This window comes from Aeromicrobium sp. Root344 (assembly GCF_001425755.1).
Lineage (GTDB): Bacteria > Actinomycetota > Actinomycetes > Propionibacteriales > Nocardioidaceae > Aeromicrobium.
On record NZ_LMDH01000001.1, the window covers coordinates 3,593,038 to 3,618,926 of the forward strand.

At 68.6% G+C, this 25,889-nt stretch carries 26 protein-coding genes; 1 reads left to right on the top strand and 25 read right to left on the bottom strand.

The genetic code is table 11. The features are described from left to right. From alaS to ASC61_RS17825, 7 genes are read right to left on the bottom strand one after another with little or no spacing between them, the layout of a single operon-like run. Positions 1-2,658 (bottom strand): alanine--tRNA ligase, encoded by a 2,658-nt coding sequence (gene alaS, locus ASC61_RS17795; protein ID WP_056214329.1) that lies wholly within the window; start codon positions 2,656-2,658, stop codon positions 1-3. Next, positions 2,658-2,930 (bottom strand): DUF6167 family protein, encoded by a 273-nt coding sequence (locus tag ASC61_RS17800; RefSeq protein WP_056214332.1) that lies wholly within the window; start codon positions 2,928-2,930, stop codon positions 2,658-2,660. The genes alaS and ASC61_RS17800 overlap by 1 nt, the downstream gene beginning before the upstream one ends. Beyond that, positions 2,927-3,415, bottom strand: a complete 489-nt coding sequence (locus ASC61_RS17805) for a hypothetical protein (RefSeq protein ID WP_056214335.1) — start codon at positions 3,413-3,415, stop codon at positions 2,927-2,929. The genes ASC61_RS17800 and ASC61_RS17805 overlap by 4 nt, the downstream gene beginning before the upstream one ends. Positions 3,416-3,433: 18 nt before the next feature. Beyond that, positions 3,434-4,798 carry a replication-associated recombination protein A gene (locus tag ASC61_RS17810; RefSeq protein WP_056214338.1) on the bottom strand — a complete coding sequence of 455 codons (1,365 nt, stop codon included), beginning with the start codon at positions 4,796-4,798 and terminating at the stop codon, positions 3,434-3,436. Between the two features lie 9 nt (positions 4,799-4,807). After that, positions 4,808-6,592, bottom strand: a complete 1,785-nt coding sequence (aspS, locus tag ASC61_RS17815; protein ID WP_056214340.1) for an aspartate--tRNA ligase — start codon at positions 6,590-6,592, stop codon at positions 4,808-4,810. Continuing rightward, complete coding sequence (hisS, locus tag ASC61_RS17820) at positions 6,589-7,941, bottom strand: histidine--tRNA ligase (protein WP_056214343.1); 1,353 nt, start codon at positions 7,939-7,941, stop codon at positions 6,589-6,591. Before hisS ends, aspS begins: the two co-directional genes overlap by 4 nt. Beyond that, positions 7,938-8,633, bottom strand: coding sequence for an MBL fold metallo-hydrolase (locus ASC61_RS17825; protein ID WP_056215894.1), 696 nt, complete (start codon positions 8,631-8,633; stop codon positions 7,938-7,940). The genes hisS and ASC61_RS17825 overlap by 4 nt, the downstream gene beginning before the upstream one ends. Before the next feature lie 64 nt (positions 8,634-8,697). Between ASC61_RS17825 and ASC61_RS17830 the strand changes: the two genes are divergently transcribed. Beyond that, positions 8,698-9,933 (top strand): DUF349 domain-containing protein, encoded by a 1,236-nt coding sequence (locus tag ASC61_RS17830; protein ID WP_056214347.1) that lies wholly within the window; start codon positions 8,698-8,700, stop codon positions 9,931-9,933. 88 nt (positions 9,934-10,021) lie between these two features. On the opposite strand, the gene ASC61_RS17835 is transcribed toward ASC61_RS17830, so the two are convergent. The 18 genes from ASC61_RS17835 to ASC61_RS17920 form a co-directional block, all read right to left on the bottom strand. After that, positions 10,022-12,322 carry a RelA/SpoT family protein gene (locus ASC61_RS17835; protein ID WP_082530745.1) on the bottom strand — a complete coding sequence of 767 codons (2,301 nt, stop codon included), beginning with the start codon at positions 12,320-12,322 and terminating at the stop codon, positions 10,022-10,024. 171 nt (positions 12,323-12,493) lie between these two features. Further along, positions 12,494-13,024, bottom strand: a complete 531-nt coding sequence (locus ASC61_RS17840) for an adenine phosphoribosyltransferase (RefSeq protein WP_056214350.1) — start codon at positions 13,022-13,024, stop codon at positions 12,494-12,496. Between the two features lie 71 nt (positions 13,025-13,095). Then, positions 13,096-13,578 (bottom strand): hypothetical protein, encoded by a 483-nt coding sequence (locus ASC61_RS17845; protein ID WP_056214353.1) that lies wholly within the window; start codon positions 13,576-13,578, stop codon positions 13,096-13,098. 84 nt (positions 13,579-13,662) lie between these two features. Further along, the gene (gene secF / locus ASC61_RS17850) at positions 13,663-14,760 is read right to left on the bottom strand and encodes a protein translocase subunit SecF (RefSeq protein WP_056214356.1); all 1,098 of its coding nucleotides are present in this window, start codon (positions 14,758-14,760) and stop codon (positions 13,663-13,665) included. After that, entirely contained in the window at positions 14,760-16,397 is a 1,638-nt protein-coding gene (secD, locus tag ASC61_RS17855; RefSeq protein WP_056214358.1) for a protein translocase subunit SecD, read from the bottom strand. The genes secF and secD overlap by 1 nt, the downstream gene beginning before the upstream one ends. Further along, complete coding sequence (yajC, locus tag ASC61_RS17860) at positions 16,397-16,690, bottom strand: preprotein translocase subunit YajC (RefSeq protein ID WP_056214361.1); 294 nt, start codon at positions 16,688-16,690, stop codon at positions 16,397-16,399. Before yajC ends, secD begins: the two co-directional genes overlap by 1 nt. A 149-nt stretch (positions 16,691-16,839) precedes the next feature. After that, positions 16,840-17,904 carry a Holliday junction branch migration DNA helicase RuvB gene (gene ruvB, locus ASC61_RS17865; RefSeq protein WP_056214364.1) on the bottom strand — a complete coding sequence of 355 codons (1,065 nt, stop codon included), beginning with the start codon at positions 17,902-17,904 and terminating at the stop codon, positions 16,840-16,842. Next, positions 17,904-18,494 (bottom strand): Holliday junction branch migration protein RuvA, encoded by a 591-nt coding sequence (gene ruvA / locus ASC61_RS17870; RefSeq protein ID WP_056214368.1) that lies wholly within the window; start codon positions 18,492-18,494, stop codon positions 17,904-17,906. Before ruvA ends, ruvB begins: the two co-directional genes overlap by 1 nt. After that, complete coding sequence (gene ruvC / locus ASC61_RS17875) at positions 18,491-19,006, bottom strand: crossover junction endodeoxyribonuclease RuvC (protein WP_056214369.1); 516 nt, start codon at positions 19,004-19,006, stop codon at positions 18,491-18,493. Before ruvC ends, ruvA begins: the two co-directional genes overlap by 4 nt. Before the next feature lie 52 nt (positions 19,007-19,058). Further along, entirely contained in the window at positions 19,059-19,481 is a 423-nt protein-coding gene (locus ASC61_RS17880) for a hypothetical protein (protein ID WP_056214372.1), read from the bottom strand. Positions 19,482-19,485: 4 nt separating this feature from the next. Then, positions 19,486-20,247 (bottom strand): YebC/PmpR family DNA-binding transcriptional regulator, encoded by a 762-nt coding sequence (locus tag ASC61_RS17885; protein ID WP_056214375.1) that lies wholly within the window; start codon positions 20,245-20,247, stop codon positions 19,486-19,488. Positions 20,248-20,262: 15 nt separating this feature from the next. Further along, on the bottom strand, positions 20,263-20,862 hold the full coding sequence (pdxT, locus tag ASC61_RS17890) for a pyridoxal 5'-phosphate synthase glutaminase subunit PdxT (protein ID WP_056214377.1): 600 nt from the start codon (positions 20,860-20,862) through the stop codon (positions 20,263-20,265). A gap of 76 nt (positions 20,863-20,938) precedes the next feature. Continuing rightward, positions 20,939-22,399: a signal peptidase I gene (locus tag ASC61_RS17895; protein ID WP_056214380.1), complete on the bottom strand. Its 1,461-nt coding sequence runs from the start codon at positions 22,397-22,399 to the stop codon at positions 20,939-20,941. Then, entirely contained in the window at positions 22,396-23,100 is a 705-nt protein-coding gene (locus ASC61_RS17900) for a SipW-dependent-type signal peptide-containing protein (protein ID WP_082530747.1), read from the bottom strand. Before ASC61_RS17900 ends, ASC61_RS17895 begins: the two co-directional genes overlap by 4 nt. Beyond that, positions 23,093-23,719, bottom strand: a complete 627-nt coding sequence (locus ASC61_RS17905) for an LPXTG cell wall anchor domain-containing protein (protein ID WP_056214385.1) — start codon at positions 23,717-23,719, stop codon at positions 23,093-23,095. The genes ASC61_RS17900 and ASC61_RS17905 overlap by 8 nt, the downstream gene beginning before the upstream one ends. After that, positions 23,716-24,279, bottom strand: a complete 564-nt coding sequence (locus tag ASC61_RS17910; protein WP_056214386.1) for a signal peptidase I — start codon at positions 24,277-24,279, stop codon at positions 23,716-23,718. The genes ASC61_RS17905 and ASC61_RS17910 overlap by 4 nt, the downstream gene beginning before the upstream one ends. A 73-nt stretch (positions 24,280-24,352) precedes the next feature. Continuing rightward, a complete protein-coding gene (locus ASC61_RS17915; RefSeq protein ID WP_056214389.1) occupies positions 24,353-24,913 on the bottom strand; it encodes an alternate-type signal peptide domain-containing protein in 561 nt (186 codons plus the stop codon). Between the two features lie 400 nt (positions 24,914-25,313). Beyond that, the gene (locus ASC61_RS17920; RefSeq protein ID WP_157439545.1) at positions 25,314-25,781 is read right to left on the bottom strand and encodes a signal peptidase I; all 468 of its coding nucleotides are present in this window, start codon (positions 25,779-25,781) and stop codon (positions 25,314-25,316) included. Positions 25,782-25,889: the final 108 nt, after the last annotated feature.

Consider the following 25,889-nt stretch of genomic DNA (forward strand, 5'->3'; position numbering starts at 1 on the left):
TCACGCTGACAGTGCCGCCTCGACCGCAGCCAGCGCAGCCGGGATCGCCGAGACGTCCGTGCCACCGCCCTGCGCCACGTCGGCCTTGCCGCCACCGCGGCCGCCGATCTTGTCGCCGACGACGCCGATGAGCTGGTTGGCCGACAGGCCTCTCTCCTGGGCGGCGTCGTTGAGTGCCACGACTGCGGACGGCTTGTCGCCGGCGTCGCCGATCACGACGACGACGGCTGGCCGGTCGCGCAGGCGTCCGCGGATGTCGAGCGCGAGGGTGCGTACGTCTCCCCCGCCGGCGCCAGCCGCGTGATGGCCGACGTAGGCGACCCCGTTGATGTCCTTGGCCGTGGCCGCGACGTCACCGGCGGCGCCGAGGAGCTGCGCAGCCTTCATGCGTTCGGCGGTCTTCTCGGCCGACTTGAGCCGCTCGACGAGGTCTCGCACGCGGGCGGGCACCTCGTCGGGCTGCGTCTTGAGGATCTCGGTGAGCTGGCGTACGACATCGCGCTCGCGCGCGAGATAGTCGAAGCCCTCGATGCCGGTCAGCGCCTCGATGCGCCGGTTGCCGGCGCCGACCGAGCCGTCGGACGTGATGACCAGCGTGCCGATCTGCGACGACCGCTCGACGTGCGTGCCACCGCAGAGCTCGCGCGACCACGGGCCGCCGATCTCGACGACGCGGACGTCCTCGCCGTAGGTCTCGCCGAACAGCGCAAGTGCGCCCCACTCGCGCGCCTCGGGCAGCGACATGATCTGCGCGCTGACCGGCAGGTCGGCACGCAGGGCGCGGTTGGAGACGTCCTCGACGTGGTGCAGCTGGTCGGGCGACAGCGCGCTGTTCCAGCCGAAGTCGAGGCGCAGGTAGCCGGGCCGGTTGTAGGAGCCGGACTGCAGCGCGGTGGGCCCGAGCACCTCGCGCAGCGCGGCGTGCACGACGTGGGTGCCCGAGTGCGCCTGACGGGCACCGAGGCGCCATTCAGGGTCCACGGCCGCCTCGAGCTGCTGGTCGAGCGTGAGCTCGCCGTCGAGGACACGGACCTGGTGCACCACGAGTCCACGCACGGGGCGCTGCACGTCGAGGACCTCGGCGCGTCCGCCGTCCCAGGTCAGGACGCCGGCGTCGGCGTTCTGGCCACCGGACTCGGCGTAGAACGGGGTGCGGTCGAGCACGACCTCACCGATCGAGCCGGCCGCGATCGCGGGAACGCTGTCGCCGCCGGCGATCAGTGCGATGACCCGCGACTCGGTCGTGAGGTCGGTGTAGGCCAGCCAGTCGGTCGGGCCGTTGGTGTCGAGTGCAGCGCGATAGACCGTGGTGTCGGCGTGCGCACCCTTCTTGGACTTCGCGTCCGCCTTGGCACGCGAGCGCTGCTCGGCCATGAGCGAGCGGAAGCCCTCCTCGTCGACTGCGAGGCCCTGCTCCGACGCCATCTCGAGCGTCAGGTCGATCGGAAAGCCGTAGGTGTCGTGGAGCGCGAACGCCTGCTCGCCCGGGAGCGTCGTGCCACCGCTGTCCTTGACCGCGATCGCGGCGCTCTCGAAGATCTGCGTGCCCTTGCCGAGCGTCTGGCGGAACGCGTCCTCCTCGGCGTACGCGATCTGGGAGATGCGCGGGAAGTCGGCCTCGAGCTCGGGGTAGGACGCCTTCATGCGGTCCAGGCTCACCGGCAGCAGCTCGGGCAGGGCGGGATCGTCGTAGCCCAGCAGGCGCATCGAGCGCACGGCCCGGCGCAGCAGGCGACGCAGGACGTAGCCGCGCGCCTCGTTGCCCGGGGTGACACCGTCGCCCATCAGCATCAGGCCGCTGCGGACGTGATCGGCGACGACCCGGAAGCGTACGTCGTCGGCGTGGTCCTTGCCGTAGGTGCGCCCGGAGATCTCCGACGCCTTCTCGATGACCGGGAAGACCTCGTCGATCTCGTAGAGGTTGCCCTTGCCCTGCAGCAGGTAGGCGACACGCTCCAGGCCCATGCCGGTGTCGATGTTCTTGTTGGGCAGGTCGCCGAGGACGTCGAACTGGTCCTTGGCGCGGACGTTGGTGATCTCCTCCTGCATGAACACGAGGTTCCAGATCTCGAGGAACCGGTCCTCGTCGACGACCGGGCCGCCGTCAGGGCCGAACTCCGGCCCGCGGTCGACGTAGATCTCGCTCGCCGGGCCGCCCGGTCCGGCGACGCCCATGTGCCAGTAGTTGTCGAGCAGTCCGCGGCTCTGGATGCGCTCGTCGGGCAGGCCGGCGATCTCCTTCCAGAGGCTGCGCGCCTCGTCGTCGGAGTGCAGCACCGTGACCCAGATCGTGTCGGGGTCGAAGCCGAGTCCGCCGTCGTCGACCGAGCTCGTGATGAGGCTCCAGGCGTGGGTGATGGCGCCGGCCTTGAAGTAGTCGCCGAACGAGAAGTTGCCGTTCATCTGGAAGAACGTGCCGTGGCGAGTGGTCTTGCCGACCTCCTCGATGTCCTGCGTACGGACGCACTTCTGGACGCTCGTGGCGGTGTTCCACGGCGGTGTCTCCTGGCCGAGGAAGTAGGGCTTGAACGGCACCATGCCGGCGTTGACGAACAACAGGTTGGGGTCGTCGAACAGCAACGGCGCCGAGGGCACGACGGTGTGGCCGGCGTTCTCGAAGTGCGCGAGGAATCGGCGGCGGATCTCCGCGGTCTGCATCAGGTCTGGTCCTTCTGGGTGTGCTCGGCCTCGAGGCGGAGCAGGTCGGTGTGGTCATCGGGTGCGCCGGACAACCCGCGCGCGATGTCGCGCTGGCGGGCCTCCATGCCGTCTCGCAGCTCTGAGCTGAACGCTCGCCAGCCGAGCCCGAGGGCTGCGGCCTGGTCGACGAGACCCGGCGTGGAGAGCCGGTAGGCGGCTCGCCGAGCCTTGACCGAGGCGTAGAGCCCGGCGGCCGAGCCGGCGACGAACCAGACGACTCGCGATCTCATGAGCCCCCCAGCCATTCCTCGGAGGGCGGAGTCGGGCGGCCGGCGCGTACGGCGCGACGGCCCGCCTGCAGGCGCTCACGGCGACGGCGACGGTACTCGCGGCGCATCATGGCGGTGATGCGGTCGCGGCTCTCGGGGCGCAGGGCGTGCGCGAGTCCGTGGGCGAGGATCGAGAGGCGTACGCCGGGGCGGCCCAGCGCGGTGTTGACGACCTGTTGCTGAGACGGCGGCACGATGAGATGGCCCTCGACGACGCGGGGCTCGAGCTCTTGGTGGACGACCGGTGCGACGTGCGAATCCGGCTCGATGTCGGACCTCGGATCAAGCCGTGCGAGCTCTCGCGTCTGCGGCACCGCGAGGCGCTCGCGCGGCACCGGCGCGATGCGGGAGCTGCGGCGCGCGGCGCGCACGGCGACCAGGGCAGCGCCGATCGTCACGACCGCGAGAAGTGCGGTCGCGACGAGGATCCAGAGCTCCGCCGACATGCCCACGACCTTATCTCGTCAGCGGTCGCGGAGGATGGCCCGGATCACGGCGAGACGCTCACCCAGCCGCGCCTCGAACCCGTGCTCGCTGGGCTCGTAGTAGGTCGCGCCGTCGACGTCGTCGGGCGCGTACTGCTGGCCGACGACCCCACGCACGTCGTTGTGGGGGTACTTGTAGTCGTGACCGTGGCCGAGCTTCTTGGCGCCGGAGTAGTGCGCGTCGCGCAGCGCGGGCGGCACGGCACCGATCTTGCCCGCGTGCACGTCCGCCTGCGCACGGTTGATCGCCTCGACGACGGCATTGGACTTGGGCGCCGAGGCGAGGTGGATCACGGCCTGTGCCAGCGGGATGCGCGCCTCGGGGAAGCCGATCATCGCGACGGCCTGCGCCGTGGCGGTCGCCAGCGGGAGCGCCGTCGGATCGGCCATGCCGATGTCCTCGCTCGCATGGATCATCAGCCGGCGCGCGATGAACCGGGGGTCCTCCCCCGCCTCGATCATGCGCGCGAGGTAGTGCAGCGAGGCGTCGACGTCGGAGCCGCGGATCGACTTGATGAACGCGCTGATGACGTCGTAGTGCTGATCGCCCTGCCGGTCGTAGCGCACTGCTGCCTTGTCGACCGCGAGGGCCGCGTCGTCGACGTCGATCTCGGTCTTGCCCTGGCTCGTCGCTGCGCCGGCAGCGGCCTCGAGATAGGTCAGGACGCGGCGACCGTCGCCACCTGCGAGGCGTACGAGATGGCTCTTGGCCTCGTCAGTCAGCGTCACGGTGCCGCCCAGCCCTCGCTCGTCGGTGAGCGCGCGATCGACGAGGACGCCGATGTCGTCGTCGGTCAGTGACTCGAGGGTCAGCAGGAGGCTGCGGCTGAGCAGCGGCGAGATGACGCTGAAGTGCGGGTTCTCGGTGGTGGCCGCGACCAGCGACACCCAGCGGTTCTCGACGCCGGGCAGCAGCGCGTCCTGCTGGGACTTGCTGAAGCGGTGCACCTCGTCGACGAACAGGACGGTCTCGACGCCGCTCTGCGCCAAGGCACGGCGGGCGCCCGCGATCGTCTCGCGGACCTCCTTGACGCCTGCGGAGACCGCGGAGACCTCGACGAAGCGGCGTTGCGTGTGCGCACTGAGCAGGCTGGCGATCGTGGTCTTGCCCGTGCCCGGCGGGCCCCACAGCAGGATCGTGAGCGGCTGGTTGCCCTCGATCATCTGCCTCAGCGGCGATCCCGGTGCCAGCAGGTGCTGCTGGCCCACGAGCTCGTCGAGCGACGTCGGCCGCATGCGTACGGCAAGGGGCGCCGAGGCGTGGGTGTTGCCGGAGAGGCTGCCGCCCCCCGTGCCGGTCGACGGGGGTGCTTCAGGAAGGTCGAACAGCCCGTCGTCGCTCATGCACCGAGCCTAGTTGGCGGGTGCGACGTCTGCCTTTTCCGGCTCCGGCTTCCAGTCCACGCCGGTCTCCTTGCGCTGAGCAGCCGTGATCGGTGTCGGCGCGCCCGTGAGCGGGTCGGCGCCCGAGGCGGTCTTGGGGAACGCGATGACGTCGCGGATCGAGTCGGCGCCCGTCAGCAGGGCGACGACGCGGTCGATGCCGAGCGCGATGCCGCCGTGCGGCGGCGGACCGTACGCGAATGCCTCGAGGAGGAAGCCGAACTGGCCCTGCGCCTGCTCCTCGGTGAGCCCCAGGACGTCGAACACGCGCGCCTGGACGTCGGAGCGGTGGATACGGATCGAGCCACCGCCGAGCTCGTTGCCGTTGAGCGTGATGTCGTACGCCTGGCTGAGCGCCGAGCCGGGGTCGGTGTCGAACGTGTCGACGAACTCCGGCGCGGGCGCCGTGAACGGGTGGTGGATCGAGGTCCAGGCGTCCGCGCCGCCTTCACCGATGTACTCGAACATCGGGGCGTCGTTGACCCAGACGAACTCCCAGCGGTCGTGGTCGATCAGGCCGCAGCGCTCGCCGACCTCGATGCGTACGGCAGCCAGCAGAGCCTTGGCGTCGTTGTACTCGTCGGCGGCGAAGAAGATGCAGTCGCCGGCCTTCGCGCCGGCGTGCGCGACGAGGCCCTCGCGCTCGGCGTCGGAGAGGTTCTTGGCGACCGGGCCGCCCAGCGTGCCGTCCTCCTGCACCAGCACGTACGCCAGACCCTTCGCTCCGCGCGCCTTGGCGAACTCCTGCCAGGCGTCGAGCGTGCGCCGGGGCTGGTCGGCACCACCGGGCATCACGACGGCACCGACGTGCCACTGGCGGCCCTTGGGCGCGAACACGCGGAACGGCGTCTCGGCGAAGTAGTCGGTGAAGTCGACGAGCTCGCACTCGAAGCGCAGGTCGGGACGGTCGATGCCGAACCGGCGTACGGCCTCGGCGAACGTCATGCGCGGGATCGGCGTGGTGATCTCGTAGCCGAGCACGTCGCGCCAGATGCGTACGAGGACTTCCTCGGTCAGCGAGTAGACGTCCTCCTCCTCGAGGAAACTCATCTCGATGTCGAGCTGGGTGAACTCCGGCTGCCGGTCGGAGCGGCTGTCCTCGTCACGGAAGCAGCGTGCGATCTGGTAGTAGCGCTCCATGCCGGCCACCATCAGCAGCTGCTTGAACAACTGCGGCGACTGCGGGAGGGCGTACCAGCTGCCCGGCTTGGTCCGCGCCGGCACGAGGAAGTCGCGGGCACCTTCGGGCGTCGACGCGGTCAGGTAGGGCGTCTCGAACTCGAGGAAGCCCCGCTCGGACATGACCTCGCGGATGATCTGGGTGACGCGGGCGCGGGTGCGCAGGTTCTGCGCCATCTCGCTGCGGCGCAGGTCGAGGTAGCGGTAGCGCAGGCGCGTCTCCTCGTTGATCTGTGAGGCGTTGAACTCCTCGATCGGGAACGGCAGCGGTGCGGCCTCGCTGAGGATCTCGACCGACTCGGCGACGACCTCGATCTCGCCGGATGGCAGGTTGGGGTTGTCGTTGCCCTCGGGGCGCTTCTCGACCGTGCCGATGATCTTGAGGCAGAACTCGCTGCGCAGCGGCCGGGCGACCTCTTCTTCGCGGATGACGACCTGCGAGACCCCGCTGCCGTCACGCAGGTCGATGAACGCGACGCCGCCGTGATCTCGACGACGGGCCACCCATCCGGCGAGGGTGACCTGCTGGCCGATGTGTTCGGCGCGCAGGCTTCCGGCGTCGTGGGTGCGGATCACGTGTTCTGCTCCTTGCTAGGTGTTCTGAGGATCTGAGGCTTGAGGTCGTCGGCGGGCGGTGTCCAGGTGGCGATGTCGGCCTCGACCTGGTCGCCGACGCGGATGTCCCTCACCTGGTGCGACTCGTCGCCGTTGGCGGGGAACCACACAAACGGTATGCCCCGCCGTTCGGCGTAGCGAATCTGCTTGCCGAACTTCTGCGCACTCGCGGCGACCTCGGTGGGGATGCCGCGGGCCCGCAGCGCCGAGGCCACCTCGACGCTGGCGGGACGAGACTCCTCGTCGACGAGCGCGACGAGGACCGCGCTGGGCACGGAACGGTCGGCGATGAGGCCGTCGGCGACGAGCGGCACGAGCAGGCGCGAGACGCCCAACGAGATGCCGACACCGGGATAGGTGTTCCTGCCGTCGCTGGCGAGCTGGTCGTAGCGGCCGCCCGAGCAGATCGAGCCGAGGTGCTCGTAGCCGGCCATGCGGGTCTCGAACACCGTGCCGGTGTAGTAGTCGAGCCCACGCGCGATGCGGAGGTCGGCGACGATGTCGACGCCCTCGGCGCCGGCAGCGCCCATCACGACCTGACGGAGCTCGTCGAGGCCCTCGTCGAGCAGCGGGTGCGTGACACCGAGCGCGCGGACGGCGTCGACGAACGACTCGTCGGTCGTGCGTACGTCCGCCAGGGCAAGGCACTGCGCGGCCTGCTCGGGCGTGAGGCCCGCGTCGGTCTGGAGCAGCTCGGCGATCGTGTTGGCGGGCACCTTGTCGAGCTTGTCGACGATCGGCATGACCGTCGTCGGCTCGGCGATGCCGAGGCCGAGGTAGAAGCCCTCGAGCACCTTGCGGTTGCTGACCTGCAACGTCAGGTGCGGCACCGGCAGGCCCGACAACGCCTCGGCCATGACCTGGGCGATCTCGACGTCGAAGTGGAACGCCAGCTCGTCCTTGGCGACGATGTCGATGTCGGCCTGCGTGAACTCGCGGAACCGGCCCTGCTGCGGGCGTTCGCCGCGCCAGACCTTCTGGATCTGGTAGCGGCGGAACGGGAACTCGAGCTTGCCGGCGTTCTCCAGGACGTACCGCGCGAACGGCACGGTCAGGTCGAAGTGCAGCCCCATGCCGGAGTCGCTGTCGCCCTCGCCGGCCTGCAGGCGGCGCAGGACGTAGACCTCCTTGTCGATCTCGCCCTTGCGCAGCAGCTGGTCCATCGTCTCGACCGCGCGGGTCTCGATCGACGCGAAGCCGTGCAGCTCGAACACCGTACGCAGGTGGTCGAGCACGATGAGCTCGACGTTGCGCTCCGCCGGCAGGAACTCGGGAAAGCCGCTGAGCTTGCTCACCTTGCCGCCGCTCATGCGATCAGCTCGGCGAGGAACGGGTTGGTGGCACGCTCGCGGCCGATCGAGGTCTGGCCGCCGTGGCCGGGCAGCACCACGATGTCGTCGTCCAGCGGCAGCACGCGGTCGCGCAGGCTGTCCTGCATCTGCGGGTGCGAGCCGCCAGTGAGGTCCGTGCGCCCGATCGACCCGGCGAACAGGAAGTCGCCGGAGAACATGACCTGCGAGACGTCCTCGGGGCCGTCGTAGTCCACGCGATAGAAGACGGTGCCGGGCGTGTGACCGGGCACGTGGTCGACGAGGAACGTCAGCCCGTCGACCTCGATGCGGGCGCCGTCGACCGCATCGCGTACGTCAGCGGGCTCGGTGAAGTCGGGGACGTCGGTCATGCCGAGCTGCGAGCGCAGCATCGCGGCAGACTCGTTGGAGATCGCGGCCATCGGATCGGCGAGCAGGTGCCGGTCGGCGGGGTGGATCCAGACCGGACAGCCGTACTCGGCCGCGACGTCCTGCGCGCACCACATGTGGTCGAAGTGGCCGTGCGTGACGAGCACCGCGGACGGTCGCAGATTGTGCTCGGCGACGACCGTACGGATGCCGTCCATCGCGTCCATGCCGGGGTCGACGATCGCGCAGCCGGTGCCGGGACCGCGGGAGACGAAATAGCAGTTCGCCTGCAGCGGACCGGCCGGAAATGACGTGAGAAGCACGTGCGACAGGGTACGCGAGACGCACTGGCCACCCAGCGACCGGCTGACGCCTACACTGTCGCCCATGAGTTCTGCGCCCACGAACCCTTGGGGTCGTGTCGACGACGAAGGCAATGTCTACGTCAAGACCACTGACGGTGAACGACTGATCGGCCAGTGGCCCGGCGGTGATCCCGCTGAGGCGATGTCGTTGTACGTACGACGCTACGAAGGACTCGAGGTCGAGGTCGACCTGCTCGAGAAGCGCCTCGAGGGAGGCGCGCTCTCCCCCGACGACGCGGCGAAGGCCGTCACCAAGGTGCGCGCGCAGATCGTCGACGCCCAAGCTCTCGGCGACCTCGACTCGCTGCTGAAGCGGCTCGACGCCCTGCAGCCCGCGATCGACAAGCAGCGCGAGCAGCGCAAGGTCGAGCGCGCCGCCAAGGTTGCGGAGGCGCAGACCGAGAAGACGCGCATCGCCGACGAGGCCGAGAAGATCGCCGCCGGCAGCGACTGGAAGGCCGGCGCCGACAAGCTTCGCGCGCTGCTCGACGAGTGGAAGGCGCTCCCCCGGCTCAGCAAGTCTGCCGACGACGAGCTGTGGCACCGTTTCAGCACGGCCCGCACGGCCTACACACGACGTCGCAAGACGCACTTCGGCGAGCAGTCGACGCTGCGTGAAGCCGCCAAGACGATCAAGGAGAAGCTGATCGTCGAGGCCGAGGCGCTGTCGACGTCCACCGAGTGGGGTGTGACGGCCGGCAAGTATCGCGATCTGATGGCCGAGTGGAAGAAGGCCGGATCGGCGCCCCGCAACGTCGAGGACAAGCTCTGGAAGCGGTTCCGTGCCGCCCAGGACGCGTTCTTCACGGCACGTGACGAGGCCAACGCCAAGCTCGACGCCGAGTACGAGGTCAACGCCGAGAAGAAGCTGGAGATCCTCGCCGAGGCGGAGAAGCTCCTCCCGATCAAGGACATCGATGCCTCCCGCAAGGCCTGGCTCGACATCGCCGATCGCTGGGAGGCCGCCGGCAAGGTACCGCGAGCCAAGATCGGCGAGTTCGAGGCCCGGATCCGCAAGGTCGAGCAGGCCGTGCGCGACGCGACCGAGAGCAAGTGGAAGAAGACCGATCCGGAGAAGTCGGCCCGCGCCGACGACATGATCAGCAAGCTGCAGCGCGCGATCGACGAGGTCGGCGAGAAGATCGCCGCGGCCGAGGCCAAGGGCGACAAGAAGAGGGTCAAGGACCTGGAGGCCGAGAAGGCCTCCAAGGAGGCGTTCCTCGACATGGCCAAGAAGGCCCAGGCCGACTTCTCCTGACCCGTATCTCCGCGATGTGTGACGTTGCAGGCGCTACGGCTGCGCTCAGACGCCTCTAACCTCACACATCGCGGAGTCCAGCTGGGCGCTACTGGGTGAGGCGGTAGACGTCGAAGACGCCTTCAACGGTGCGTACGGCCGACAGCACGTGGCCCAGGTGCTTGGGGTCGGCCATCTCGAACGTGAACTTCGACTTGGCCACGCGATCGCGTCCGGTCGACAGCGACGCCGACAAGATGTTGACGTGCTGGTCGGAGATGACCCGCGTGATGTCGCTCAGCAGCCTGGGGCGATCGAGCCCCTCGACCTGCACCGCGACGAGGAACGTGCTCTTGCCGGTCGGCGCCCAGTGCACGCCCACCAGGCGTTCGGGCTGGCTGCGCAGCGCGATCAGGTTGACGCAGTCGGTGCGGTGGACCGAGACCCCGGCCGTACGCGTCACGAACCCCTCGATCGCGTCACCGGGCACCGGCGTGCAGCACCGAGCCAGCTTGATCATGATGTCGCCGTCGAGCCCTTCGACCACGACGCCGGCGTCGCGGGTCTCGGTGCGCGGCCGGCGCATCCCGACACCGGGCAGCGAGGTCGCCTCGGCCAGGTCTTCCTGGGCGCCCTCGCGGCCACCAGCGAGGTCGATGACCCGCTCGACGACGTTCTGGGCGCCGACGTTGCCCTCGCCCACCGAGGCATACAGGGTCGACACGTCTGCGAGGTGCAGCTCCTTGGCGACGGTGTCGAGGGTCTCGTGCCGGAACAGTCGATGGAGCGGCAGGCCCTCCTTGCGCATCTGCTTGGCGATGAGGTCCTTGCCACGCTCGATCGCCTCGTCGCGGCGCTCCTTGGTGAACCACTGCCGGATCTTGTTGCGCGCACGCGGACTGGCGACGAACTCCAGCCAGTCACGGCTCGGCCCGGCGTCGGGCGACTTGGACGTGAAGATCTCCACGACGTCGCCGCTCTCGAGCTCGGACTCCAGCGACACCAGTCGCCCGTTGACCCGCGCGCCGATGCAGGCGTGCCCGACCTCGGTGTGCACCGCGTAGGCGAAGTCGACCGGCGTGGCCTTGGCCGGCAGCTGGATCAGGTCACCGCGCGGCGTGTAGGCGTAGACGCCCGCGTTGTTGATCTCGAAGCGCAGCGAGTCGAGGAAGTCGACCGAGTCGGCGGTCTCGGACTGCCAGTCGAGCAGCTCGCGCAGCCACAGCATGTCGTCCTTGTCAGGACCCTTGCCCGCCTTGCCTGCGGTGGCGTCCTCCTTGTACTTCCAGTGCGCCGCGACGCCGTACTCGGCTCGACGGTGCATGGCGTACGTGCGGATCTGCAGCTCGACGGGCTTGCCCTGCGGGCCGATCACCGTCGTGTGCAGGGACTGGTACATGTTGAACTTGGGGACCGAGATGTAGTCCTTGAACCGCCCGGGAATCGGATTCCACCGGGCGTGCAGCACTCCGAGGACGCCATAACAGTCCGCGACGGTGTCGACCAGGATGCGTACGCCGACGAGGTCGAAGATGTCGGAGAACTCGCGGCCGCCGACCAGCATCTTCTGGTAGATCGAGTAGTAGTGCTTGGGCCGGCTGGACACCTTGGCCTTGAGCTTGACGTGCCGCAGGTCGGACTCGACATCGCTGACGACCCGCTCGAGGAACTGCTCACGCGAGGGCGCCCGATCGGCGACCAGGCGCACGATCTCGTCGTAGACCTTGGGGTGCAGGGTCGCGAATGCGAGGTCCTCGAGCTCCCACTTGATCGTGTTCATGCCGAGGCGGTGGGCCAGCGGCGCGAAGATCTCGATCGTCTCGCGGGCGATGCGCTCCTGCTTGTCCTGCCGCAGGTAGCGAAGCGTACGCATGTTGTGCAGGCGGTCGGCGAGCTTGATCACGAGCACGCGGATGTCACGGCTCATCGCGACGACCATCTTGCGGATCGTCTCGGACTGCGTCGAGTCGCCGTACTTGACCTTGTCGAGCTTGGTCACGCCGTCGACGAGCTGCCGGACCTCGTCGCCGAAGTCGGCACTCAGCTGCTCGAGCGTGTAGTCGGTGTCCTCGACGGTGTCGTGCAGCAGCGCGGCGCACAGCGTGGGCGCGGTCATGCCGAGCTCGGCGAGGATCGTGGCAACGGCCAGCGGGTGGGTGATGTAGGGGTCGCCGCTCTTGCGGGTCTGCCCCTCGTGCATGCGCTCGGCGATCTCGTAGGCCTTGCGGATCGACGAGACGTCGCCCTTGGCGTGCGTCGAGCGATAGACCTTGAGCAGCGGATCGAGCACGACGTCGGAGGACCCGGACTTGCCGCCGATGCGGGCCAGCCGGTTGCGGACGCGCGCAGAAGCCGGTGCCGAGTCGGCGTTCTTCGACTCGGCCGGCGGCGCCTCGATCCGTTCAGCCATCGCGTTCCTCACTGTGTCCGACAATGGTATGCCAGCCGGTCAACGCGCAGGTCAGGTCAGCAGACCGTCGATCAACGTGGCAGCTGCGGCCAGCACCAGCACGGCAACCAGGACGAGGGCGACGACGCGGACCTGATGGGGGTTCATGGATCTCGATTCTGGGACGAGGACTCAGTAGGAACGCAGACTCGCACAGCCTACGGGCGCGAGACGTGCCTGCCCCTCGAGGGCGAGAAGCTCGATCAGGACGAGGTTGCCGGCGACGGTCGCACCGGCCTGCCGCACGAGATCGGCCGCCGCCAGCATCGTGCCGCCGGTCGCCAGCACGTCGTCGACGACCAGGACGCGGGCACCGGGCATCAGTGCGTCGACGTGCATCTCGAGCACCGCCGCGCCGTACTCCAGCTCGTACGACGTGGACAACGACGTCGACGGGAGCTTGCCGGCCTTGCGCACCGGGACGAAGCCCGCGCCGAGGCGCACCGCGACGCTGGGGCCGAACAGGAACCCGCGCGCCTCGATGCCCAGGACGGCGTCGATCGGACCAGCCTGTGTGGCCAGATCCACGAGCCCGTCCATGACGGCCGAGAGCGCCTCAGGATCGGCGAGCAGAGGTGTGATGTCGCGGAACGTCACACCGGGCTCGGGCCAGTCCTCGATGGGCCGCACGAGGCGGTCGATCGTCTCGGTCAGGTCGCTCATGTTCTCCCTTGGGTGGCGAATGACAGCAGGTCCCGCAGGCAGATGCCCGCGAGACCTGCCATCGACGTGACTTATGAACCGCTGAGGTCGACCTTGCAGGTCTTCTTCGCGTGCGCCTCGATCGACTTGGACGCCTGGGCGAAGTCCGAGCTGCCGAGCTTGGTCATCTCGGCCGCGAGTCCCTGGAGCTTCGACGGGTCGACGTTCTCGGGGATCTTGCCCTGCTGGATCTCGGCGAGGTCGGAGAACTTCAGGCCGGCGTCCTTCATGGCCTTCTCGACCGTGTCGATCGCGGTGTCGAGCTTCTTCCAGTCCGCGTCGATGTCGCCCGGGGCCTCGTCAGCCAGCTTGTGGAACGTCTTGAACGCGGCATCGAGGTCACCGAGGTCGCCGGACGAGAGGTTGCCGAAGGACCCTTGGGCCTTCTTGAGGTCCTTGCAGTAGTCACTGCCCGAACCGCCGCTGCCACTGCCGCCGTCACCGTCGCCGCCACTGCACGCAGCAAGGGTGCTGGCGAGCAGCACCGCGCTGGCGATGGCCATGGGGATCTTCATGGGTTGTCTCCTCCAGGATGCGACGTAGCCCGGACTGTCCCCGTGCCACTGATCAGTGGGTACAGCATGGCACGGCCCAACCGGCTAGTGACCCTTGCCGCGCTTGGACCTCGGCTGGCGTGACGGCTGCGTGCGCTTCGAGGCACCCGAGGAGGCCACCGGTCGATGCGCGACCGGTGCTGCGGTCTCCACCGGCGCGTCGACCTGCTTGGCGCGCTTGGCCATGACGCGAGCGGCCTGGGCCTTGATGGCCGGCTCGCGCTCCTTGAGCTGCGATGCGAACGGCGTCGCGATGAAGATCGACGAGTAGGTGCCCGCGAGCATGCCGACGAACAGCGCGAGCGCGAGGTCCTTCAGTGGCCCGGTGCCCAGGATCGCGGCTCCGGCGAACAGCAACGCACCCACCGGGAGCAGCGCCGTGACCGACGTGTTGATCGAGCGTACGAGCGTCTGGTTGAGCGCGAGGTTGGCCTGCTCGGCGTACGTCTTGGACGTCGACTTGAGGATGCCCTTGGTGTTCTCGCGCACCTTGTCGAAGACCACGACGGTGTCATAGAGCGAGTAGCCGAGGATCGTCAGCAGGCCCGTCACCGTCGCCGGCGTGACCTCGAAGCCCGACAAGGCGTAGACGCCTCCCGTGATGATCAGGTCGTGCGCCAGCGCCACGATGCCGGCGACCGACATCCGCCACTCGCGGAAGTAGGCCCAGATGAAGATCACGACGATGAACAGGAAGACGATCAGGCCGGTCAGTGCCTTCTTGGCGACCTGCTTGCCGTACGTCGGGCCGACCAGCTGCTGGCTGACGTCCGTGGCACCGGCCTTGGTCAGCGACTCCGTGACCTTGGAGGCCTGGTCCTGCGTCAGTGCGCGCGTCTGGATGCGGATCCGGTCGCTGCCGGAGGTCTGGACCGTGGGGTCGCCGGCCTCTGGCACGCCGGAGTCCTCGACGGCCTTGGCCATCGCGTCGGACGAGGCCGAGTTGGCGGTCTTGACCGTGGCGGTGAACTCGACGCCGCCCTTGAACTCGACGCCGTAGTTGAAGCCACGGACCACGAAGGCCAGCGCCGCAACGACCACGATGATCGCGGAGATCGAGTACCACAGCTTGCGGCGCCCGACGAAGTCGAACGAGATGCGTCCCTCGTAGAGGTGCTGTCCGAATGTGCTGATGCGGCCCATCAGTTGACCTCTCCAGTGGTGCGGGGTTCTGCTGAGCGGGCGATCTCGGTGACCCGGCGGCCCGTGATGCCGAGGTGCGCCGCGTCGAGGCCCGACAGCTTGTGGCCCTGCCCGAAGAACTTGGTGCGCGCGAGCAGCGACACCAGCGGTTTGGTGAACAAGAAGACCACGAACACGTCGATCAGGGTCGTGAGGCCCAGAGCGAAGGCGAAGCCGCGGACGACGCCGATCGCGAAGATGAACAGCGTGAGCGCCGCGAGGATCGACACCGCGTCGGCCGCCAGGATCGTGCTTCGGGCCCGAACCCAGCCGGCCTCGACCGCGAGGCGCAGCGACTTGCCGTCGCGCACCTCGTCTCGTATGCGCTCGAAGAACACGATGAACGAGTCCGCCGTGATGCCGATCGCCACGATGAGGCCGGCGATGCCCGGCAGTGTCAACGTGAAGCCCATGCCCTTGCCCAGCAGGAGCACCAGCACGAACGTGAGGGCGGACGCCACCAGCAGCGAGCCGATGATGACGAGGCCGAGGCCGCGGTAGTAGAGGAGGCAGTAGACCACGACGAGGATGAGGCCGATGACGCCGGCGAGCAGACCCGCGTGAAGCTGGGTGCCGGCCAATGACGGGCCGATCTCCTCGCTGCCGTTGAGGCCGAACGTCAGGGGCAGGGCGCCGTACTTGAGCTGGTTGGCGAGGGCCTTGGACGACGACGGCGTGAAGCTGCCCGTGATCTCCGAGACACCGTTGGTGATGGCAGCCTGCGACGACGGCGCGGTGATGATCTCGCCGTCGAGCACGATGGCGAAGCGGTTCTGCGCCGGCGTCAACGCCTTGGTGACGGTCTCGAAGACGTCAGAACCCTTGCCCTTGAGCTTGATCTGCACGGTCCACTGAGCCGTCTGGGTGTTGTACTGCTGGTTGGCGCTCTTGACCTCGGAGCCCTCGATGACGGCCGGGCTGAGGATCTGCACCTCACCGGTCTTGGTGTCACAGGTGACGAGCGGCTTGCTCGAGACGTCCTCGACCTGGACGCCGCCCGGGGTGCACACGAAGCCGGCGGCCTGCTTCTGCAAGGCGGCGATGCCCGGCTGGACGCTCTTGGGCAGGGCAGCGAGCCCCGTCGTCTCGGCCTTGATCATCTGGTCGAGCGAGACCTTGCTCCAGTCGATCCCGTCGATGATCTTCTGCTGCGCACTGGTGTCGACCTTCTTGGCCGCACTCGTGAGGTTCTGGGTCCAGACCAGCCGGAACCGCATCTGCGCGGTCTTGCCGACCTGGTCGACGATGCCGGCCTTGCGCTCACCCGGGATCTCGATGATGACCTGGTTGCCGCTCTGCGTCGTGACCTCGGCCTCGGACACGCCTGTGGCGTTGACGCGCTGGTCGATGATGTCGCGGGCCTGGTCGAGCTTGGGCTTGGTGACCTTGCCCTCGTTGGCCTTGGCCTCGAGGGTGATGCGCGTGCCGCCCTCGAGGTCGAGGCCCAGCTTGGGCTTCCAGGCGCTGTCATCGCCCTTCTTGGTGTCGAGGTTGATCAGTGCGACCAGACCGTAGAGCGCGATGATCGCCGCGAGGAAGAGCACCAGGGTGCGTCGGGGCCGCGGCAGGTTGCCCCGGTTCTTGGGAGTGTTCGCCATCAGTCCTCAGTGCTCGTCTCGGTCTCGGTCGTCTCGGCCGGGATGACCTGCGCGACGGCCTGCCGCTTGACGGTGATGACCGTGTTGGCGGCGACGCGCAGCTCGATGGTGTCGTCGCCGACCGACACGATGTCGCCGAAGATGCCGCTCGCGATCATGACACGCGCGCCGGGAGCCAGCTCGCTCTGCACCTTGACGAACGACTGCTGGCGCGACCGCGCTGGCCGGAGGACCAAGAAGTAGAACGCCGCGACGATCAGGATGAGGGGCAGGTATACGCCCAGGTCTTTCACGCTGTGATGCTCCCGTACGAGTTCGGAGGTGCCCGCCGCCAGTGGGCGGCTCGGCTGAGTGCCATGGGCCGCCGCGCAGTCTAGCGCCGGAGCCTCGGGAAGTTTAACCCCTCGACACAGCGACTGTGACGTCGCTCATGGGTATCGCGTCACCGAGGGTCGTCGTCGAGTGGCAATTGGTCGAGCGTGGCCGGGACAGGGAGTCCCAAATGCCGCCAGGCGCCCGGGGTGGCGACGCGGCCGCGCGGCGTGCGGGCCAGGAATCCCAGGCGTACGAGGAACGGCTCGGCCAGCTCCTCGACGGTCTCGCGCTCCTCGCCGACGGCGACCGCGAGGGTCGAGACACCGACGGGCCCGCCGCCGAAGCTGCGGCACAACGCGTCGAGGACGGCGCGATCGAGCCGGTCGAGACCGAGCTCGTCGACCTCGTAGAGCGCCAGCGCGTCGCGGGCGACGGTGTGGTCGACGACTCCCCCGGCGCGCACCTCGGCGAAGTCGCGGACCCGCCGCAACAGGCGGTTGGCGATGCGCGGTGTGCCGCGAGACCTCGACGCGATCTCGCGGCCGCCCTCGTCGGTCACCTCGAGGTCGAGGAGGCCGGAGGAACGGTCGACGATGCGGTGCAGCTCGTCGGCGCCGTAGTAGTCGAGCTGGGCGGTGAACCCGAAGCGGTCGCGCAGCGGGCTCGGCAGCAGGCCGGCGCGGGTCGTCGCGCCGACCACGGTGAACGGCGGGATCTCGAGCGGGATCGCGGTCGCCCCGGGCCCCTTGCCGACGATGACGTCGACCCGGAAGTCCTCCATCGCCATGTAGAGCAGCTCTTCAGCGGGCCGCGACATGCGGTGGATCTCGTCGATGAACAGGACGTCGCCCTCGTTGACGCCGGACAGGATCGCGGCGAGGTCGCCGGCGTGCTGGATGGCCGGGCCGCTCGTGATGCGCAGCGGCGCCGAGAGCTGGTGGGCGATGATCATCGCGATCGTGGTCTTGCCGAGCCCCGGCGGGCCTGACAGCAGCACGTGGTCGGGCGTACGCCCTCGGGCCACGGCCGCCTCGAGCATCAAGGAGAGCTGCTCGCGCACGCGCTCCTGGCCGATCAGCTCGTCGAGCGTGCGCGGACGCAGCGCCGCCTCGAAGGCGCGGTCCTCGGGGCCGGCCTCGGCGACGATCGCCTCGCCACCCCCCTCATAGAAGTTGGCCTCGCGCTCGTCCATCAGCGGGCCTTGGAGAGGGTACGGAGGGCGTCGCGGAGCACCGTCGAGACGTCCGGGCTGGCGCCGGGCTCGAGGTCTGCCGCGACGCGTTCGAGGGCAGCGTCCGCGTCCCGCGCCGACCAGCCGAGGCCGAGCAGTGCCTCGTGCACCTGGTCGCGCCACGCGGGCGCTCCGCTGGCCGCGATCGTCGTGACCCCGACCCGGTCCTTGAGCTCGACGACGATGCGCTCGGCACCCTTGCGGCCGATGCCGGGCACGGAGGTCAGCGTGGCCAGGTCGCCCTGGCCGATCGCCTGGCGCAGCCGGTCGGGGTCGAGGACCGCCAGCATCGCCTGGGCGACCTTGGGCCCGACGCCGCTCGCGGTCTGGACGAGCTCGAACATGTCGCGCTCGTCGGTGCTGGCGAAGCCGAAGATCGTCAGCGAGTCCTCGCGGACCACCATCGAGGTGGACAGCTGCACCTCGCGGCCGATGCGCAGGGACGCGATCGTGCTCGGGGTGCACATGACCTGCATGCCGACGCCGCCGACATCGATGACGGCAGACGTCAGGGTGACGGCGGCGACCGGACCGCGTACGTGCGCGATCATCGTGAGGCCTTCGCGACCGCGGCCTGGAGCCGGGTCTGCGCTCCCCCGCGCCAGATGTGGCAGATCGCCAGGGCCAGGGCGTCGGCGGCGTCGGCGGGCGTCGGGGCGGACGGGAGCCGCAGCAACCGGGTCACCATCTGCGTGACCTGGGCCTTGTCGGCGCGGCCGCTGCCGGTGACCGCAGCCTTGACCTCGCTCGGGGTGTGCAGCTGCACGGGAATGCCGTGGCGGGCGGCGACGACCATCGCGATGCCGCTGGCCTGGGCCGTGCCCATGACCGTGCGCACGTTGTGCTGGCTGAAGACCCGCTCGACGGCCACGACGTCCGGGCGGTGCTCGAGGATGCCCGCCTCGATCGCCTGCTCCAGCTGGTGGAGGCGGCGGGCGGTGTCGAGGTCGGCCGGGGTGCGGTAGACCCCCACGTGCACCATCGTCAAGGCACGGCCGACGGAGCCGTCGACGACGCCCACGCCGCACCGGGTCAGCCCGGGATCGATGCCGAGAACCCTCATGGCTGCACCACGCATACCGAACGCATGTTCGACAGCCTAGACGGCGTCACCCTCAGGCTGTGGGCGACGCGCCGAGCGGGAAACCGGCGCCCGGACGACCGAGCCGGATCTCTTCGGCGATGTCGTGCATGCGTACGCCCGACGGGGTCCAACCCTTGACCGACTCCGTGCCGACGTACGTCCTCCCGCGAAGCACCTCGATGGGCCAGGACCCGCCGAGCAGCGCCCGGACGAACAGCCACAGCGGCAGGAGGAGCAGGAGCAGCAGGAACTCCGCGAGCATCGCCGCGAACATGACGATCACCGGGAGCAGGATGACCAGGCCGATGACGAACAGGATCGCGCTCACCGGATCGTCGCCACCCGTGAACAGCCCGTCGACAGGCACGTCAGGGACGTCGCGCACCTTGCGGCGCCACGGCAGCCAGCGGCGGCGCACCCGCCAGGTCTGCCCCTGCGGATCCCGGACCTTCACGCGGCTACTGGACCTGCGCCATGACCTCGTCGGAGGCGTCGAAGTTGGCGAACACGTTCTGCACGTCGTCGCTGTCCTCCAGTGCGTCGATCAGGCGCATGACCTTGGTCGCGGCATCGACGTCGACCTCGACGGTCACGGTGGGCACGAACGACGCGTCCGCCGAGTCGTAGTCGAGCCCGGCCTCCTGCAACGCCGTGCGTACGGCCACCAGGTCGGTCGCCTCACAGATGACCTCGAACGAGCCGTCGAGGTCGTTGACCTCTTCGGCACCGGCGTCGAGCACGGCCATCAGGACGTCGTCCTCGTTGGTCGGACCGCCCTCCTGCTCCTGGGGCACCATGATGACGCCCTTGCGGTGGAACATGTAGGACACGGAGCCCGGGTCGGCCATCGTGCCGCCGTTGCGGGTCATTGCGGTACGTACTTCCATCGCGGCGCGGTTGCGGTTGTCGGTGAGGCACTCGACGAGCAGCGCGACGCCGCCGGGGGCATAGCCCTCGTACATGATCGTGATGTAGTCGACCGCGTCGTCGCCCACGCCGCCGCCGCGCTTGACCGCGCGGTCGATGTGGTCCTTGGGCACCGAGGACTTCTTGGCCTTCTGGATCGCGTCGTAGAGCGTGGGGTTGCCTTCGGGGTCCGGCCCGCCGATGCGAGCCGCGACCTCGATGTTCTTGACCATCTTGGCGAACATCTTGCCGCGCTTGGCGTCGACGATGGCCTTCTTGTGCTTGGTCGTCGCCCACTTGGAGTGGCCTGACATGAGGGTGCCTTCTTTCTACGACTGCTTGACGAGGTCGACGAAGTAACGGTGGATGCGGTCGTCGCTCCCGACTTCGGGGTGGAACGACGTCGCCATCAGGTTGCCCTGCCGAACGGCCACGATTCTACCGGCGGCCTCGCCGGAGGGGATCGTCGCGAGGGGCTGCACGTCCGGACCCAGCGTCTCGACCCACGGCGCCCGGATGAACACCGCGTGGACCGGCTCGCCGAAGCCGTCGAACTCGATGTCCCCCTCGAACGAGTCGACCTGACGCCCGAACGCGTTGCGCCGCACCGTGATGTCAAGGCCGCCGAGCGTCTCCTGGCCGGCGATCCCGTCCTCGATGCGGTCCGCCAGCATGATCATCCCGGCGCACGTGCCGAACGTCGGCATCCCGCCGCGGATGCGTGCGGCGAGGGGCTCGAAGAGGTCGAACGACCGCGCGAGCTTGTACATCGTGGTCGACTCACCACCCGGCAGCACCAGGGCGTCGCACCGCTCGAGCTCCTCAGGTCGGCGCACCGTGAACGCCGGCACGCCGAGGTCGCCCAGGGCGCGCAGGTGCTCACGCACGTCGCCCTGCAGGGCGAAGACACCGATCGACGGGGAAGCCACTCGCCCAGCCTATTCGGGCTGGGTCAGCGCGATCCCCGGTGGGCGCCCCAAGGGACGCCCACCGGGGGTCGGCTGATCAGAAGTTGGCCGTCACCGTCGCCACGTTCCCGGCGACGTCGGTGATGGTCAGCGTGATCGATGCGGAGTTCGGCTTGCCGATCTGTGCGTACGTCATCGGGACCACCCAGCCATTGGCCACCGACGAGGAAGCCGGTGTGCCCGACGTGGCGCCGGAGACGAACGCCGACCCGTTCCAGTACGTCGTCGTGCCGCCGTTGGTCCTGGAGATCTGGTAGGTGATCGTGGAGATGCCAGAGAGGGCATCCGTGCGGGTGCCGCACCAGCCCGCGATGGACGTTCCACCTGCGTTCTTGCAGTTCGTGCCCCACTGGCTCGAGTTGTTGAAGTCGTTGCTCGCTCCGGGGAACGTCACGGTCCCGGTGGGGTTGGTCTTGTCGATCTTGACCGTGTACGTCTTGTTGGGGGTCTCGACGTTGCCGGCGTTGTCGGTCGCCCGGTACTCGACGACGGTCGTGCCTTCAGCCGAGATCACGGCGGTGTATGGCGAGGACGTGAGCGACGTGTAGCCGCCGAAGCCTGCACCGTTGACGTTCGTCCGGTACTCGACCTTCTGCACACCGGTGCCGCCGGCCGGGTCGACCGGGACGAACGTCAGGGTGACGTCGGCCTTGTTCCAGCCCGCACCGTTGGCCACGGGTGCCTGGCTCACCGTGGTGGCGGGCGGAGTCTTGTCGAACACGGCTGCGGCCGTGAAGGTCACGCCGGACACACCAGCGGTGTCGACCCATGCCGCTGTCGTGGACTGGGTCCACCCGACGACCGAGGCGATCACGAGAGCGAGGACAGTGCCCACCGCCAGCATCTTGAGGGGGCCGACGCGCTTGCGCTTGCCCTTGCTGCTCCTCTTGCGCCTGCCGCCCGGAGCAGATGTCACCTCGTCCTCATCCGTCTCCCGGACCATGGCCAGGGAGACGGCGGTCTCGGGCGCCGGGGTCTCTCCGACCGCGGCCCTGGCCCCGCCACTCCTGGAGCCCAGGTTGCCCCGCCCCATGAGCAGCAGCATCAGCGCCACGTAGGCGGCGAGCACGTAGCTGCCCGGCGCGTGGGAGAACCACGCGACGACGTAGCCGGCCTTCGGCACGGTGAACACGACGCGTTCAGCGTCCTTGACGTTGTAGACAGCCGGGTCGATCACGCGGTTCGCGTCGCCCTTGAGGGTCACCTGACGGGTCGCACCGGTGCCCTGGATGTCGACGACGCGGTGCGTCACCCGATCCTGATGGGGCTCGCGGACCGAGACGATGTCGCCGATGTGCAGGTCCGAGACCTTGACGGTGTGCGCGATCGACAGGTCGCCCGTGCTGATCGTCGGCTCCATCGATCCGGACTTGAACAGCAGCGGGTGCACGCCGAACGCGAAGCTTGCGAGCATCACGAGTATCGAGAGCGCACCGGCGACCGCCGCGAGGCTGAGCGCCGCCTCGCGGGTGATCTTGAGAAGCCTGCTTCGGGTCATGAGACGTTCGACGTCGCCGAGAAGGTGAGGACGCCGCTGACTCCAAGCGTCTGGAGGCTGGACAATGCGGCCGGGTCGAAGTCGATCTGCACGCACAGGTTCACCGAACCTCCGGCGGCGAGGCCGCCGGCCGGAGTCGTCGGCTGGCCGGTCGAGACGATCGCGCCGCTGGTGTCGGTGGTCAGCTGGACGCCGGAGGCGAGCGCCGTGCCGCCGGTGCAGGTCACGCTGTTGCCTGAGCCCGACTTCACCGCTGCACCAGCGAACGAGTACACCGAGATCCTGAGGGCGGAGGTGCCCACGGAGACACCGTTTTCATACGCGAGGGCGTTCGTACCGGTCAATCCGCCGGCCAGGGTCCACTTGAGCGGGGTCGAACCAGGGTTCTTGATGGTCAGCAGCTGGGCGGAGGAGTTGCCCGGTGCCATGGCCGTCATGCTGAGGGAGGTCTGGGCGGTCGATCCCCCGGCTCCCCCAGTGGTCCCGTCAGAGCCTGTGCCACCGGTGTTGTTGTTGACCGCGAGGTTCAGCGTGCCGCTGGTGAAGGTGACGCTCGAGAGCGTGGCACTGTCGGTCCAGTACGCCATCGTCCCGGTCGAGCCCAGGGCGAGCACGACACCCAGGCTCAGCAGCGCACGGACGCGGGTCGACTTGAGCCGCTTCAGGCCGGACGACATACGCGGAGGCAGGTGCTTAGACATGGGATTCTCCCTGATGGGTTTGGCGGCGGCGCGAGACGATCGCGACGCCTGTTCCGAGAAGGACCGCGCCGAGGGCGAGGGTCCAGAGTGTGGGTGCCCCGGTGTCGGGCAGCGGTCCGTTGCCGTCGTCGCCGCCGACCTCCGCCGACGTCTGGCTGAGGTTCACCCGGAAGCGCAGGTCCGTCGAACGCAGCTGCGTGGTGTTGGGCGAGGAGAAGTCGAATTCGACCCTCACCGTCACCGGGACGATCTCGTTGGCGGCGACCTGCGGCAGGGCGACCAGTCGTCGTTCCACACCGCTGGTGGTGGACCCGGAGGAGCTCGACGCTGACGCCGTGATCGTGACGTCACCGCTGTCGAGCAGATCACCGACATGGTCGCCGAGGACGTCGACGCTCATACGGGCTGAGGTGCCGCCCTCGTTGCGGACGTAGAAGGTGGCCGACCGGGTGTCGCCGGGCACCCAGCGAAGATCGCTGTCGAACAGCGGACCGTGGAAGGTCGGCGTGAACGTCACGCCGTCACTGCTGATGCCGAGCTCACCGGCCGCGGCAGCGGGCGCTGCGGACGAGAACAGCGCGATGAGGACGGCGAAGAGGACGGCCAGGTTTCGCTTCATGCGCTGACCTCCCCTTTCTTACGGGTAGTGCGGCGTTCGCGAGCCGAGGTCACGAACATGAATGAGGCGTATGCAAGGAGCCCACCGATGACCACCACGCTGATGGCGTGGCGCTCGGCGTTGTCGATCAGATTCGTGATCCGGCCAAGTTGTGGCGCGGAGTACCAGAGCTTCCCTTTGATCTGTTCGGGCAACACAAGCTTCGGGTCTGGCACGTTGTTGGCGTCACCCTGTGTGTGGAACCTCAGGTCACCGTTCGGGGTGGCAGTGATGGCGACGACCCGGTGCGTGACGACCGTCGCGTTGCCCGACTTGAGTTGATAGGTGATGACGTCTCCGACGTTGATGGCCCTGGTGTCTGTCGGCTTGATCACCACGAGCGATCCCGGCGGGAAGTCCGGCTCCATCGACGATGTCAGAATCGAGTAGGGAGTGGCCCCTCCAGCACGAGGGATGATGACGCACACCGCAAGCAGCACGGCCATCGCCGCGATGACGAACCAGGCGACAACCTGGCCGAGCCATCCTGCGGCGCTCCGTGCACGAGTGCGTTCATTCATCGGACGTGGGTCTCCTCAAGTTCCGGTGGGACGCCGGCCCGAGCCGACGTCCCTCACCGACGGACTCCCTGACTTACGGGTTGTGGACCTGCGTCAAGGCGATCGTGTAGGCCGACACGTTCAGCGCCCCGTCCTGCGAGGAGTTGTCCGAGGAGACGCCGTACGGGAAGTCGACGGTGATGGTCGCGATGAGGGTCTTGGTGTCGTCCGCCTCAGTCAGGACCGTCTGCGCGTTCCCGCCGACCGTGAAGTCGGCCGAGGTCGTCGTCTTGGTGCTGAGCGTGCCTGTTCCCGCTCCGCCCGTGGCGACCAAGTTGGCCGTGAGGTGGTCGCCAGAGGCATTCACCGTGAAGGTGCAGACCTTGGTGAGCTTGTCGCCGGGAACGATGTGGCTGGTGCCGGGCACGTAGTCGTGCGCTCCGGGAGTGTTCGCACCTGTGCCACCTGCATCGAACGAGAACGGCGTCGAGGCGCACGTGCCCGGTACCGCTTCAGTGATCGAGATGTGACCAGCGTTGATCGTGCCACCGCCGATGATGTCCGAGTCGGACCAGAATGCGAGAGATCCGGCGCCGCCGAGGAGGAGAGTTCCGGCGGCTGCAGCGGCGAGCGCGCCCTTCGTGGATTTCTTCATGGTGGGAGTGTCCATTCAGTGATGCGCGACTTGGATAGGCCACGCGTTGTCTCTCAAACGAGACGCAGATCACCAAGGACACTGCCCAGGAGCCGAAATGGCTCTGAAGGACTAGACAATGGGCTCGTTGTGATGGCTGGCAAAATCGCAGTCCGCCGGACGACGGCGGCGGCGTCAGAGACGAATCTCCAGGGGATACGCCGCCGCCGTCGCTCCCTCTCGGATATCCCTCCCGATCGGGTTCGACGGAGGCAAGCACGTCTGGGACGCAGAGCGTCCGTGCAGGGGTCGTGCTCCCTCTGTTCATCGCCGCACCATGCGAAGCACTCCCATACTTCAGCGCGGCGATCACCACGAATCATACGCGGTATCAGTGCAGAATGACGACTTCGCCGCAACGTCAGTCGACGGCGCGTCGCGTGCCGACGATCCTGCGGCGTGGGACGAACAGCACGATGGCAAGGCAGGCCACGAAGACGCCGCCGAGGCCGATCACCACGAGACCGCCGGCCGCGCCGAACACGTACCCGAGGAGCGGGACCGAGACGAAGACTCGCTCGACCTTCGTCACGTCGTACGTCTCGGCGTCGGGCGCCGCGCTGTCGTCGGCCTTGAGCGTCAGCCGGATGCTGCTGCCGTAGGGCTCGACCTGGACCACGCGATGCGTCACCCGCGAGCCCTGCCGGTCGGACACGCTCACGATGTCGCCGCTGCCGACGTCACCCGCCGAGACGCTCCTCGCCAGGGCGAGGTCGCCCGACGCGATCGCCGGTGCCATCGAGTCGGACCGGAACGCGATGGGTGTCACGCCGAGAGCCGCTCCGAGGCCCGCCGCGAGCAGGCAGACGACACCCAACCCCGCCCCCACGTTGAGAAGGGTCGAGCGCCAGAAGCCACTGGTGCGCGGGCCTGACCTGGCCCTGCGCCGTCCCACGTGAGGCATCGCGTCCCTTCGGGTCTCCCACCCGGCGAAGAC